This window comes from Spiroplasma sp. hy2 (assembly GCF_044714365.1).
GTDB lineage: Bacteria > Bacillota_I > Bacilli_A > Mycoplasmatales > Mycoplasmataceae > Spiroplasma > Spiroplasma phoeniceum.
The window spans coordinates 1-14,772 of record NZ_RXFZ02000005.1; the positions used below are offsets into that span (position 1 = coordinate 1).

At 27.4% G+C, this 14,772-nt stretch carries 10 protein-coding genes; all 10 read right to left on the bottom strand.

Features of this window, described 5'->3' with window-relative positions:
• Positions 1 to 156: 156 nt before the first annotated feature.
• The 10 genes from EHV01_RS00545 to prfA all read right to left on the bottom strand — a co-directional run bounded on the left by EHV01_RS00545 (position 157) and on the right by prfA (position 14,599).
• Positions 157 to 1,071: an ABC transporter permease gene (locus tag EHV01_RS00545; protein ID WP_422065730.1), complete on the bottom strand. Its 915-nt coding sequence runs from the start codon at positions 1,069 to 1,071 to the stop codon at positions 157 to 159.
• Positions 1,071 to 3,209: an ABC transporter permease subunit gene (locus EHV01_RS00550; RefSeq protein ID WP_422065731.1), complete on the bottom strand. Its 2,139-nt coding sequence runs from the start codon at positions 3,207 to 3,209 to the stop codon at positions 1,071 to 1,073. The genes EHV01_RS00545 and EHV01_RS00550 overlap by 1 nt, the downstream gene beginning before the upstream one ends.
• Positions 3,193 to 4,758, bottom strand: coding sequence for an ABC transporter ATP-binding protein (locus tag EHV01_RS00555; protein ID WP_422065732.1), 1,566 nt, complete (start codon positions 4,756 to 4,758; stop codon positions 3,193 to 3,195). The genes EHV01_RS00550 and EHV01_RS00555 overlap by 17 nt, the downstream gene beginning before the upstream one ends.
• Before the next feature lie 16 nt (positions 4,759 to 4,774).
• Positions 4,775 to 6,178: a BMP family ABC transporter substrate-binding protein gene (locus EHV01_RS00560; protein ID WP_422065733.1), complete on the bottom strand. Its 1,404-nt coding sequence runs from the start codon at positions 6,176 to 6,178 to the stop codon at positions 4,775 to 4,777.
• 265 nt (positions 6,179 to 6,443) lie between these two features.
• Entirely contained in the window at positions 6,444 to 9,383 is a 2,940-nt protein-coding gene (locus tag EHV01_RS00565) for a hypothetical protein (RefSeq protein ID WP_422065734.1), read from the bottom strand.
• A gap of 19 nt (positions 9,384 to 9,402) precedes the next feature.
• Entirely contained in the window at positions 9,403 to 10,401 is a 999-nt protein-coding gene (locus EHV01_RS00570) for a hypothetical protein (RefSeq protein WP_422065735.1), read from the bottom strand.
• A 239-nt stretch (positions 10,402 to 10,640) separates the two neighbouring features.
• Positions 10,641 to 11,183 (bottom strand): L-threonylcarbamoyladenylate synthase, encoded by a 543-nt coding sequence (locus EHV01_RS00575; protein ID WP_400248438.1) that lies wholly within the window; start codon positions 11,181 to 11,183, stop codon positions 10,641 to 10,643.
• A 19-nt stretch (positions 11,184 to 11,202) separates the two neighbouring features.
• On the bottom strand, positions 11,203 to 12,627 hold the full coding sequence (locus tag EHV01_RS00580) for a polypeptide chain release factor methylase (protein WP_422065736.1): 1,425 nt from the start codon (positions 12,625 to 12,627) through the stop codon (positions 11,203 to 11,205).
• Positions 12,628 to 12,662: 35 nt separating this feature from the next.
• Positions 12,663 to 13,523, bottom strand: a complete 861-nt coding sequence (gene prmC, locus EHV01_RS00585) for a peptide chain release factor N(5)-glutamine methyltransferase (RefSeq protein ID WP_422065737.1) — start codon at positions 13,521 to 13,523, stop codon at positions 12,663 to 12,665.
• The gene (gene prfA / locus EHV01_RS00590) at positions 13,523 to 14,599 is read right to left on the bottom strand and encodes a peptide chain release factor 1 (RefSeq protein ID WP_422065738.1); all 1,077 of its coding nucleotides are present in this window, start codon (positions 14,597 to 14,599) and stop codon (positions 13,523 to 13,525) included. Before prfA ends, prmC begins: the two co-directional genes overlap by 1 nt.
• Between the last annotated feature and the right edge of the window lie 173 nt (positions 14,600 to 14,772).

Below are 14,772 nucleotides of genomic sequence, written 5' to 3' on the forward strand. Positions count from 1 at the left end.
ATWAAATCAAATTTATCAAATTTCATAATTTTAGATTCCTATAATTTCTATTTTAAATATATTTTATAGGAATTTTAAAATAACTAGGTTATGCAAGAAGTCTATTATAGAAAAAAATAAGAAAATGTAAATAAAAACAACCGATATCGGTTGTTTTTATCGTAATGACTTATCAAATGGAATTCCGGATGCTTTTGGTACTTTTGAATATTTTGAGAAAATAATCATTGTTATTAATGCAAAGACAAATGGTAAAATTTTTAATAACTGATTTGATGGATCAGCAATATTTCAACCCGCAAAACGTCATAATGTTCCTGCTAAAGCAATTAAAAAGCTGAATAAGACTGCTCCCAATGTAATATATTGAATTCGTCATTGCCCAAAAATCATAATTGCCAAGGCAATATATCCTTGTCCTTGGACGTCACCACGAAATTGCCCAGAAACATAATGAGTGAACATTGCCCCTGCTAGGCCTGCTAAGCATCCAGAAATAATAACTGCCTTATATCTTGTTTTAATTACATTAATTCCAGCTGCATCAACTGCATTAGGATTCTCACCACATCCAACATAGCGTAGTCCTGTTTTTGTAAATCTAAAGAAAATAAAGGTAAAACCTGCTAAAACAATTGCAATAATTAAGAAAATATTAATAATTTGATATGAATCAACCCCAATTGTATTAAAACCTGTTTGAATCATATTTCCAGCCGCTAAGGATGGAATGCTTACAAAAAATAATCCGATTCCAGTTGCTAATAAATTTAACGCTGTTCCAGAAATTACTTGTTGTGCTTTTAAAGTAATTGAAGCAAAACCATGTAATAAGGCAAAAGTCCCACCACAAATTGTGGCAATTAATAAAGCAATAATTTGCATTCCATTACCATATTGTGATAATACTTTACCAAGTAATGCATAAACTAACGCACCAATGATCATCATTCCATCAATAGCAATATTAACAACTCCTGCGCGTTCTGAATACAAACCAGCCATTGCCGCAATTAACAATACTGCAAAAAGAATTGAACCATTAGCAAATAATTGTGAAACTGCTTCCATTATTTTTTTCCTCCTTTTTGCATTTGATAAGCGGCATTTTGACGATGATATTCTGCTTTTAAAATTTTATTATCTTCTGAAACAAATTTTCGAATATGTTTTAATTTTTGATTTAATTCCTTTTTCCACTGTGGCATCTCTCTTTTATGTTTTTTGCGCATAGCTTGATATTCAAGATTAAATTGTTGTTTCATCTCTTTTAATTGCAGTTTTAAATTTTGTTTTAACACAGCCACTTCCTGTTGAATCTTAACATCTGCTTTTACTTGACGATTAATTATTCTTAATTCCCGTTTAATTTTTTTCTTACTTTGATAATTTGCTATTTTAAATTGATACATTTCATGACGTTGTTGGCGTTTTAATGCTTTAATTTCTTGATTTAATTTTTTAGTAATCAGTGCTTCTTCTTTTTGCAATCTTTTAAAATCATTTCCATATTTTTGTTGAATTTGATTAAAAATAGGATAATAACTTTCACGTAATTTTTTAATAGCTTCCTCTTGCTTTAGAACTAAATCACCATATTGCGACTGTAAATGTGATAATTTAGCATATAATTCTTTTTTCGGCAAATTATAAAACTGTGATAATTCTTGTTTTGCTTGCCCTTTTACTTTTCATACGGTTTGATAATAATTATTTTTTAAAAAACTAATTTCTTGTTTTTTTAATAAATATTCATTTTTCACTTGTACAAAATGGTCTAATGCGGAACCAAGGGCAATAAATGTTGTTAATTTATATTTTGTTTTAAGACCACGTTGCCCAATTTTTGTTGCTTCCTTATATTTTAAATTTTCAAAAAAACGAATTTCTGTTTTTAAAGTGGTAATTTTCCCAGCATATAACGTTAATTGATCATTAATTTCATTCCGATATGCTTTAATTTCTTCTTTAGTTCCTTCTTTTTTTAATTCTTGCATTTTAATTCGATATATTTTATTCGTATTTTTAATTTGTTTTTGATATTTATTATATTCTTGCTTTCATTCTACATTGTGTTGAATATTTCATCAACGACACAATCAAAAGATCGGTTTAAAGTAAATAAATAATGTAGAAATTGCAGACATATAAATAATGATTCCGAAAATCAATTGTCCTATTTGTTTTGACATTTGAAAATCAGGTAATTGCGTTGCTTGCAAAGCAGCTGTTTTAATAATTCCTCATAATAAAGCAATTAGTAAAATAGCAAACCCATTTGTAAAAGCAACTAATGCAACAGCAATTGCATCAAAACCGATAACTGGTAATGCATCAGTTGTAAATTGTAATACTGTTGATTGTGTCATATAATATAACATTCCTAACACGCCTGCTAAAGCGCCTGATAATGCCATTGAAACAATAGTATATGCTTTAACATTTGTTCCAGCGTATAAAGAAGCATTTTTTGATTTTCCAACCGCTTTAATTCGAAAACCTAAAACAGTATAATTCATAATAAAAATAATTATTCCTAATAATAACATTGCAATAATAAATGGAATAATTCATAATTGCCCATTCAATACTAAATTAAAATTTGGGGCTGTTGTAACAATATCAATTGTTGAATTTTGATTTGAATTTCACATCCCATGCGCTGGATTCATAAACATTCATTTCATAACATACCAAACAATTCAATTTAACATAATTGTTGAAACAACTTCATGAATATTAAAATAAGCTTTTAATGCCCCAGCAATTGCTGCTAACATTGCACCAACAAGAATTGAAATAAATAAAGCTCCAATTACGCCAGCTCCTTGACTAATTGTGGGATTCTTTAAACCTAAAACAATTGTCATACTACCTGCTAATAACATTTGTCCAGGAACACCAATATTAAATAATCCAGCTTTAAAACCAACCGCAACAGCTAATCCCGCAACAATATAAATTGCTCAATAAGTTAATGTCGAATCTTTTAATAATGGGTGAAAAGCTAGTCGAAAAACATAACTAAAAAATAATAATGGATCTGATGCATTTGCACCGATAATAATAAAACTAAGCAGAACTCCTGCAATAATTGCACAAATAGATGCCTTAAAATAGTTCATTTTAGTTTTAAATTCATTTGAACGAAAGAAAATTCTTGTTTTCTGTTTTAATAATCATCCATAATTTTTAATTTGTGTTTGCATTAATTTTTATTCCTTTCTTATGATATCTTCCTCCCATCATTAAACCAATTTCTTCACGTTTAATTTTATTGCCAGTAACTTCACCAGTAATGCGTCCATTATGTAAAACAACAATACGGTCAGCTAAACTCATAATTTCTTCTAATTCATATGAAACTAATAAGACTGCTTTCCCTTGTGCTTTTTCTTCCAAAATTTTATTATGAATATATTCAATTGCTCCAACATCTAAACCCCTTGTTGGTTGAACAACAACTAAAATATTATGTTGTCGTGATAGTTCTCGCCCAATAACTAATTTTTGCTGATTACCTCCTGATAAGCTGCGTGTAACAGCAAAACCAGAATTTGCACCTCGTACATCATATTTATTAACAATTTGTTGAGCATATAATTGAATTGCTCCTTTATCTAATAAACCATAATTTGAAAATGGTTTTTGATTAATATTTTGTAAAACAACATTATCAATTGCATTGAATTCTAAGATTAAACCATATTTATGACGATCTTCAGGAATATGAGACATTCCATTTTGATAGCGTTCATAAATACTTTTTTTGGTCACATTAATATCATTAAAAATTATTTCTCCAGAGGCTCCTTTTTCTAATCCGGTTATAACATTTACTAATTCAGTCTGCCCATTTCCTTCTACTCCAGCAATTGCAACAATTTCTCCTGCATAAACGGTTAAATTAAAATCATCTAAAGCCATCAAACGCGTTAGGCCTCTTTTCTTTACTGATAAATTTTCAATTCTTAATAAAACTTCTTCTCGTGGTGCTTGCCCTGAATTTTTAATTTCAACTAAATTACGGCCAACCATTGCTTCAGCAATTTCTTTCTCATTTTTATCTTGCACATTAAAAGTTTCGACAACTTTTCCACATCGAATAACTGTTGCCTGATCAGCAATTTTTTTCACTTCATCTAATTTATGGGAAATAAAAATAATTGTTTTCCCATCTTTTTTTAAATCTAACATAATATTTAATAAGCCTTCAATTTCTTGTGGTGTTAAAACAGCTGTTGGTTCATCAAAAACTAAAATATCTGCTCCACGGTATAAAATTTTTAAAATTTCAACTCGTTGTTGCATTCCAACTGAAATATTTGCAATTTTTGAACGAAAATCAACTTGCAAATTATATTTAATTGCAATTTGAGCAATATTACGTGCTTCTTTTGAACGATCTAAAAATACTTTCCCTTTTAACTGTTCATATCCTAATGTAATGTTATCAAGTACAGTAAAAATATCAACTAATTTAAAATGTTGATGAACCATACCAATTCCTAATTGATTCGCTTTAATAGGATTATTAATATATTCTGGTTTTCCATTAATAAGGATTTCTCCCTTTGTTGGTTCATACAAACCAAATAAAATACTCATTAATGTTGATTTTCCTGCTCCATTTTCGCCAATTAAAGCATGAATTTCACCTTTTTTTACTTTTAAGGTAATATCATCATTTGCAATTAAATCACCAAAGACCTTGGTAATATTATTCATTTCTATTGCATATTCATTATTGTTTTTCATATTATGTCCTTTCCTTCTATTGCAAAGCGGTTTCAATTGCATTTAAAATATAAGTTTTCAATGTATCACTATTTTGATAAGTATTTGCTAATGTTGTTGTAAATACCTTTGCTGCTACAGGAGGGACATCATCAATTCCTCGGGAATAAACATCTTGTAATACTTTAATAATTTTATCAAATGCTGTATCCTTTGTTAAATCATCAGTTTTATTATGAATAAAATTAACAGTATCTTCATTAATTGATTTTGTTGTTTCAATCCCTGTCCAAGTTGGATGCTGAATTGATGATTGATCAGTATTAATTCAACATTCCGGTGTCACATGATTATTGTCTCAAGTATTACTATTAGATGAATAACCACATTTATCTGAATAAATATTCTTGAGAGCTTCTTGAGTTGAAGTTGCAATTTCTTTTAAGGCACTTGTTACGATTATGTCTTCTCCATAAATTTTAGATTGTTCTGTATCCACACCAATAACTTTAACTGGTGATTTATTATATTTAATTCGGCCAATAGTATCTTGGGTCTGCGGACCTGCAACAGGGAAAATAATACTTGCTCCACGAGAAAGTAATTCATCTGAAATATCTTTCCCATGTCCAATTTCAAATGATTGTGAAAATCATGATTCATTATTTTTTATAACATTTTGTACTTTTTCAATTTTTTGTAAAGCAGTTACTGCTGGATTCATTTTTTTAACTTGTGCTAAAAGATCTATTCTAATGTTAAATAAGTTTGGCAAATTGCTATTACTAATGATTGCATTAAAAATATCAGCAGCCACTAAAAATCCTCACATATAATTTGAAACAGCGCCAGGATTATCCATTCCACCATATGTAGATATTTTTAAACCTGAAGGATATTTGCTTTGATTAGCATTTAATCATAATGCTGTTGCAATTCCTGCAAAAAATCCCGATGATTCAGCTTCATAACTTATTCCAACAACATTTGTTGCTAATGGTTTTTTGGGATCCATTCCTAAATGAATATTTTGGCTACTTCCATCAATATAAATTAAATTATCAACTATTTCTGCACCTCATCCAACGGTATTACCATGCACAAAACCTGGCAAAATTAATGTTTTTGCGCCAGCAATATATGCTGTTAAATAAGCTGTTTTAAAGTCAGATGGTGTTTGACTTGCTGGTTCATAATAACTAGCTCGATGGTGACTTTTTTTTCACTCTGATGGTAAAATTTCTTTATCCTTTTGTGGAATGACATATTTACTTGCTCCATCTCATGCTGATTCATTAAACGATGCATCGGTCACAATACCAGCATCGGTAATAACTCAAATATTACTATCAAAATAATATTTTTTAGCACATGTAATAAGAAAAAGACTCGAACCATTTAGCAAAGTTGCTGCTACAAAAACACTGAGCAATTTTCTCATTGTTTATTTCCTCCCGTTTATTACTAATAAATTATATTTTTTAATTAATTATTATTCGGCAATTGAATATTTCCTTTCATACTTAAATTACTATGTTTAATGCCCTAACAATGTAATATCTCATTGCTAATTTATTTTTAACATATTTTTAAACGAATGAAAAGAAAAAAACTACTTTCTAAATAAAAAAAGTTAAATTTAATCAACCTAAATTTAACTTTTTTAATAAATTTATTTATAATATTAACCAATAAAATAATAATTTTTATTTGTTATTCTTTTTACAAAATGGACAATTTGTTTCAAATGGAATATCTTGTTTAGTATATTTAGAAATATTATGTAAATTAAGATGATTATAATCAGCAAATTGATTATTATTTGCCCTTATTTCTTCTTGAGATGAATTACTATTTTTAGTTCGATAATAATTGCCCAAACCATATGAACTTTCACTTGAGTTAGCAACACCATATGTGTTAGAATAACCTTTTTTATTATATAAATTATAACGTGTTGATACTAAGTTAATATCACTAATTTGAGGATAAAACTGATCAATTGGTACAACACCGTGATGCTTAATATATTTTTTAGTTTCAACATCGTTATTTTTTTTTGCAAAATCTACTGATTTTGCCTCTAACGATTCAACTTTTAAAGTTAAATTTTTTAAGTGATTTTGCACTTCTCGTAATGTTTTTGTGTGTGTTGTGTGTAAGTTAATTGAATCTTTAATTAATTCTTCAATTTTTTCAAAACGATATTCAAAATCATTTGAAATAACTTGTTGTAATGGTGGTTCTTCTACAAATGGTGTTTCCTTAATTGGTTCTGGCTTTTCCTGATTAAAATATTCAATTACTTCATCATCTAAATTTGAAAAATCACCATTCATAATTTTATCATCTAATTCATCTAAACTATACGATACTTCGTCTTTTAAAATTGGTCGAATTTCTGGTTGCAACGATTTATTTGTTTCATTTGTAACAACATCATGTAATAAATCACCTTGATGATCTTCTATTTTATTCTTATTTAATTCATCTGCGTTAACTTCTAATTGATTTGTTCCTTTAACATCTGTTGTAAATATTTCTGCAGGTACACTATCTTCTGTTTCTGTTAAAATAGTATTTTGTTTTTCATTCATTGAGATATTAAACATATCTGCTCCCACATTGTTTGGTTCTGTTGTATCTAATGGCTCAGGAGTTAATTCTAAATTAATTGCATCATTTTTTACCTCATGCTCGGGTTTTACTTCATTAGTTCTTAAGATTTTATCTGCAACTAGCGTTGCCATATTATTTTCTATTTGTTCTACTGTTTGTTGTTCAACTGATAGGTCTGAAAGCTCATTGTTTTCAGAAGATTGTATTTCATCATCATAATTATCTTCATTTGCAACTGAATCAATTTCATCAAGATGCCCAACTTGTGAATCATCTAACCCGGCTAGTTCAGCAAAAGAGTAATCATAATTATCTAGTACACTATCTGTTTTTGTTTCTTCATCATCTGATGTTTTAATATCAGGTAATAATTCTCCTTTTAATTTATCAATATTATGATCAGATGGAATAAATATAATTCCTGTCCGTTGTGATTCTTGGTTTGCTAGTTTAATATTGTTATTCATAATTTTTATCTCTTTTTTTGTTTTACCATTATCTACAACATTATTAAAAGTATTAATTTCTAAACTAATATTTTCTGATGATTCATTAATGTTGTCATTCAAGACATTATCAATTAAATTATTATCTGTTGCTAAAATTTGATCATTAAGAAAATCAACTGTGGCTTGTGAATTATTATTAAATATTTCAGCAATACGCATTAATTTTAATTCATGCTCTGGTTCTAACTTTAATTTTCTTACTAATCCATTTGCTTGTTTAGCAAGAAAATTATAAATTTTAGCTTTCTTTTTAATGAATTTAGTTTTTACTTCTGCTATTTCTACTTCTTCTTCTACCATTTGTTTAATATTAAGTGCTTGTTGATGCATTTCACTTCATTTATTATAAAGTTTTTTTTGTTTTCTTGTCATTGGTTTCTCTGATGTTCATGATGAATTCAAAAATTCATCATCTAAAAAAGAAAAATTTGGTTTTTCATCTTCTGCTGCATTAAAATCAGCATTTTCGTTTACAGCGCTTGTTTTATCAGCAAAACTTTTAATATCAGCATTAAACTTATAATCAGCATTTGGTTTTACATCCAAGAATGGAGCAGGAATTTCCTCAACTCGTTCATTTTGTGAAGCATCATTTGCTGAATTTTGATCTTCTAACTGGTCTGATTCCAAGTTTGATTTTTCTTGTTGTTTAACTTCATTAACAACTGGTGGTTTTGATAATTCTTTTGATTTACTTTGTTTTAAATCAGTTTCCGTTGTATTTGATTTTGTTTCAAAAACCGCTGGCTTCTGCGGATTTATCATAGTTTGTGTCATATCATTAATTAAATTTGCTAATTCATGTTCATCAACATCATTTTTATTAGAATTAAATAAATTATTTAATTCATTTGATGAAAAAATCGAATTTGATTTTTGATAAGATAACTTTTTACTATCATCCTCTTTTGCGTAATCATTGTTTTTGAAATCTCTTTCGGTTTCTCCGATCCCTGCGATAGTCGCGTCAACCCCCAAAGTTGCGCTTCCATGATACTTTCCCTCTTTATTTACCTCTTTTTCAAGTTTTTTATCTTGGTGGTAAATAACAATCATATTTCGTTCTTCAACAAAATTTTGTAAAGACTCAACATCAAATAATGATGATTCAATAAATAATAAACCAATAAACATTAATGCTGCTAATATTAATACTGCTACTTTTCCATAAATTAATGCTGCAATAATTAATGTAACAAATATCATTTTAATATATGGTTTTGCAATTAATTGTCCTTTTTTAACACGATGCAGTTGAACTGATACTAGTGTAATAACTAATAATGCAACAAAAATTGTTAAAGCAATAATTGTGTATCCTCAAATATCTCCTGTCAAATAACTTAAAATTTGTTCTTGTTTAAAAATTGATGTTTGAAAAATATCATTCATTGAATTTAAAATTGATGGAAGCGCAACAGATTGTATTACCAAAAAGTTTAAAATAGCAGTAAAAATTTGAACTATCGCTCCAATTATAATTAAACTTCACCCTAATGTTACTAAAAACACAAACATTTTAATTATCCTCCTCTATCTACTTTCCACCGCGCATAGCTCAATAATCAAAGCTAATTCTTTCATCATCCTCATTTTCTGTTTCAACATAAGCAAAATCTGACATTGGATGATAAGAATCACCTGCTTTTTTTGTTGGTTCTTTAGTAACGACATTATCATTTTCATTTTTAATAATATATCGTTTGTTATAAGCACTAATTTCATGCGCAACCAATTGGTCTGTTGCATAATTGCCATACATCTGTTTAACATAAGTTTCAATTAAAAGTGGATTTAATCCAGCAATAAATTTAAACTGTAAAATTCCTTTAAAAATAGATTGTACTAAGCTAAATATTTGTTTAAATTTGACATATCCCACTAAATCAATATTATTAAAAATTACTACAATATTTTCTGTGATGTCATAAGCACGTAAAATTTCTTCAAATTCTCTTCTAATATACTCTAATGGATCATCAAATTCTAACTCATTAACAATTACAATTGAATTAGAATCATTAACTTGTTCTAATGATTCACTTTGTTTTAAAGTTCGTGCAAATAATTTAACACGATCTCATAAAACTTTTTTATCCTCTAAACTAACTTTTGGTAGTCCCTTAATAATTTTTTTAAGTAAAAATAAAAATGGTGAAGCATATAATTCAATACGTAATAAATCAATATTAACAAGCGGCATTGAAAAAAAGGAAGAAGCAATTTCAAACATTGAATCACAATTTCTTTTATCCATAACTGCTAAGAAAAATTGCATTTCGTTATTTTTTTCTTTAAAAATTTTCATTAAATCACGAATAATTTCAAAACTTGATAATGTAATTCCATCAATCTTAAGTTCATCAGTTTTAATATTATGATTACTATTCTTTAGAAAGTCTCCTGTCAGTTCCCCATCTTCATTGTTACCTTGTAATAAATTTATATTTGGGCCATTACTTTTCATATTTATTGTATTTGTTTCATCAGTATTTAATTTCATATTTTTCATTCTTTCGAATGGATTGATGTACATCGCATAGTCCTCCTGCTTCGTTTATTTATAGTTAAATTATATCATATTTCTAAAAAAATTATAAAAAAATTGCATTATGAAATGCAATTTGGTATGATATTATCCTTTTCTAAAATTAACCATTGTGCTCTTTCTTTAAATCCACAACTTCTTGTTCTAATTGTTTAATTCTTTCTTCCTTGTTTCCTAAGGGTGGATTGCTACTTTTTATTTATTTTTTTTTGCCATTTTTTGCCTACTTATCTAATAAATTCTTTTGTTAAAGAATTATAAATCTTTGAAGGACGATTATCTAAATAACCAGCGTCAACAATAATATCAACATTAAATTTTTGAAGATCATTAAATTCTTTAGCATAATTTTGACCGCTAATATTTACACTTGTCCCATAAATTGGCCCAACCTTATTAATAATTTTTTTTAATCATTTTGATTTTGTAATTCTAATCCCAATTGTATTATCTTCTGTAATGTTATAAAGCTTATTAATATCATCTTTTATGTTACCTATTATTATAGTAATAGTTTCATTCTTTTTAAAGAGCTTTAAATCATCACGTGGCAAGTCAATAAAATTCTTCGCCATACGAACTGAACTAACAATAACTGATAAATACATTTTTTCTGATCGTCTTTTAACTTTAAAAATTCTCGCTTTTGCTACTGGTGAACTAATAATACACGTCATACCATAAATAGTATCTGTTGGAACAATAATAACTTTTTCTGCTAAATAACCAGCAATAATCTCTTTGCGATTTTTTACAGTATATACTTTCATATATAACTAGCCTCCTTTCTTATGAACCTTTTGAATTTGATTTAATTTGTTCATTGCTAATATGATTACTTTTAATTTTTGAAATATGTAAAAGAGCAATAATTGATAAAACAGTAATGAAAGCAGATAATAGAATACCACTTGCTAATAATTCATTTCCTTGTAATCAAAAGTAATCTAAATATGTTGTTTTAAAAAGTGGTTCCATTACTGTTTCTTTAAAATTATCACTTTGACTATTTCAATAATCAACTGCTTTTGTTAATTCATATTGAGAAACCAGAAACATTACTAGTGAAGTCCCAGTTACAATTAAAAAACTAACATAAAAACTAATAAAACCTTTTTTAGTTAAATTTGGTTTTTTCAACATTACAAAAGTAAATGCAAATAACATTGAAATAATTAAAGCAGAAGAAACAATTGGTACAACACTAATAAAAATTCCTGACCCGGGCATATTCATTGTCATCTCAAAATAATCAATATTTGGTTGATCTAAAATACTAGTTGTATTCGGTATAATAGCATTAATTGTTAATTGTGGATAAAAGTAAGAAAATAAAAAAAACCGGTTTGCATCAGTAAAACTACTGCCAATAATAATTGTATAAACAAATTGGGGAATAAAAACCATACTTGAAAAAAAAACAACTCATAGTGAAATATTAAATTCATTTGGAATTAAATATAGACTAATAAACTTTTTAAGACGACTTTGATTAAATGTATCTTTTAAAACAAATACTTCTTCTTTTTTAGTTGAATTAATATTATCATTTAATAATCATTCTAATTTAAAACTAACTTTCAACATAATAAAAATAATAAAAATCATTTGTAATCCTGTAATTCATCAAATAGCATTAAGACCAATTCATGTTAATGGATATTTATTGTTTGTTCCAGGCCCTGTTGCTAAATTAATTAATGCTTTAACAATTGCATCTCGATTTGGAATATCTTTATGAATCATATCTTGAATATTTTTAACAAACTCAGGACCAGTATAACCACCTCTTAAAGAACGACATCACTCTGTAAATAAATCATAATAATATTCTGCAAGTGAAAATAATAAACAAGCACTAAATAGAAAAGAGATAATAAAAACTGTTCCAATTAACAACATTCTATTATTAAAATTAACTGTTCGTTTCTGATGATGAATGTAAAAAACACTACTAATAATGGCACCTGCTAATGTTCCTAATGCAATATATGGCAAACCAAAGATTAAAAACTCATTTGGTAGATTAGGTGTTGTAAATGTTGTTAACACGTCCTTAGGTACTGTTGCAATAAAATTAAAGTATTTTTTTAAAAGTTGATCACTATGTGATACATATATAAAAGTAAAATATGGGACCATAATAAATAAAACTAATAAAAAAGCAATACTAATAATGCGAGTTCTTTTAATATTTTTAAGTTTATCTTCCATATCCTGCACCTCACACTTAAGTTTCTTTTATTTTACTACAAAATATTAATAAATAACATTCGTCATTTTTTATTTATATCTTTTTGAAAATAATATTTCTGATTTGGAAAATATTCTTTTACTAATTTTTCTAAATCTTTTTTTTGGTCATAACCATGTTCAAAACATAAAATGCCATTTTTTTTAACAACCTTTTGTCAATTTTGAAAAATTTCTCGATAAAAATATAGGCCATCAATATCACCAAACAAAGCAACATGTGGTTCATAATTTTTAACACGATTACTAATATTTTGATTCTTTGGAATATAAGGTGGATTACAAATTAGCAGATCAGCTTTAATCTTATTTTTAATAAATGGTTCTAGCATATCACCTTCCAATAATTTAACATTTTTGCAATTTAACTGCTTAATATTTCTTTTTGCTACTTTTAATGCTTCAGTTGAAATATCACTAGCATAAATTGTTAAACTTGGATTTTCTAAGCCTAAACTAATTGCAATTGCTCCGCTCCCAGTTCCAATATCAATTAAAGTTAATGGTTCATCACCATTATTAAGCAATATTTCATCAATTATAATATTAATATTATCAACTAATTCTTCTGTTTCATAGCGAGGAATTAAAACATTATAATCAACATAAAAATCATAGCCATAAAAATTTTGTAAATTAGTAATATGTTGGATTGGTTTTCCATTACGATATGCCATTAACTGTTGTCAATAATCATCAATCTTAAAATTAATTTTATCATTTTGAATTGCATATAATTTTGCTAATGAAGTTTTCATAAAAAATGCTATTAAAATTTTAATATCGGCAAGATAATTAGCATTATTCGAGTCTTTCAAATAATCTTCTGACTTTTGAATTAATTCATTAACTGTCATTAGTTTCCTTCCATTTTCAATCTTTGTTCTTCATTAATTAATGCTACTACAATTTCATCTAAATTACCTTCCATAATTTGGTCTAATTTTTGTAGTGTTAAATTAATACGATGATCAGTAACCCGATTCTGAGGATAATTATATGTTCGAATTTTTTCACTCCGGTCGCCTGTTCCTACTACATCTTTTCTTAATGTTCCACGCTCTTCATTAATTTTACGTTGCTGTTCTTCATATAATTTACTTCGTAAATGTTGAATTGCTAATGCCTTATTATCATGTTGACTACGGCCATCTTGGGAAGTTACAACAACTCCTGTTGGTAAATGAGTAATTCGAACAGCTGAATCAGTTGTATTAACATGTTGTCCCCCTGCTCCTGAAGCACGGTAAGTATCAATTTTTAAATCAGCAATTTTAATTTCAAAATCAACTTCTTCAATTTCTGGTAAAACAGCAACCGTTGCTGTTGATGTATGTACTCGCCCTTTACTTTCTGTTTTTGGAATTCGTTGAACACGATGTGCTCCTGATTCAAATTTCATTTTTGAATAAACACGATCTCCTTTAACCATAAAGGAAATTGTAGAAAAGCCACCTGCTTCTGATTCATTTGCTTCAATTAATTCTACTTTTCAATGTTGTTGTTCTGCATATTTTATATACATTCGATATAAATCACCAGCAAAAATGTTTCCTTCATCACCACCTGCTGCTCCACGAATTTCAAAAATAACATTCTTATCATCATTAGGATCTTTTGGCAATAACATTACTTTTAACTCTGCTGTAAGTTGTTCTTTTCTTATTTCTGAGGTTTTTAATTCTTCTTTTGCTAATTCAATTAACTCATAATCCTTTTCTGTCTCTAAAATTAATTTTGCTTCATTAATATTATTTAAAACATTTTTATAATTTAAGTATAAAGCAACGGTTTCCTCTAATTGTGCTTGTTCTTTTGCTAAACTAGTTAACTTTTTTACATCATTAACTATTTCTGGTTTTGTTAATTCTTCATTAATTAAATTTCACCGCTTTAACATCGTTTCTAATAGTTCAATTGTTTTTTGATTCATTTGCTTCACCTCTTTTTTAGACACTTAACAATTATAATATATTTTAAATAATAATGATTAATTTAATTCTTTAATTTTGTCGAAAACTCTTGATGAAATAAAAAAAATCATCAATATGACAATTTGAAAACTAATTTTGTGTAAGATTATGATTTTGCTTTAAATTTTTTAAY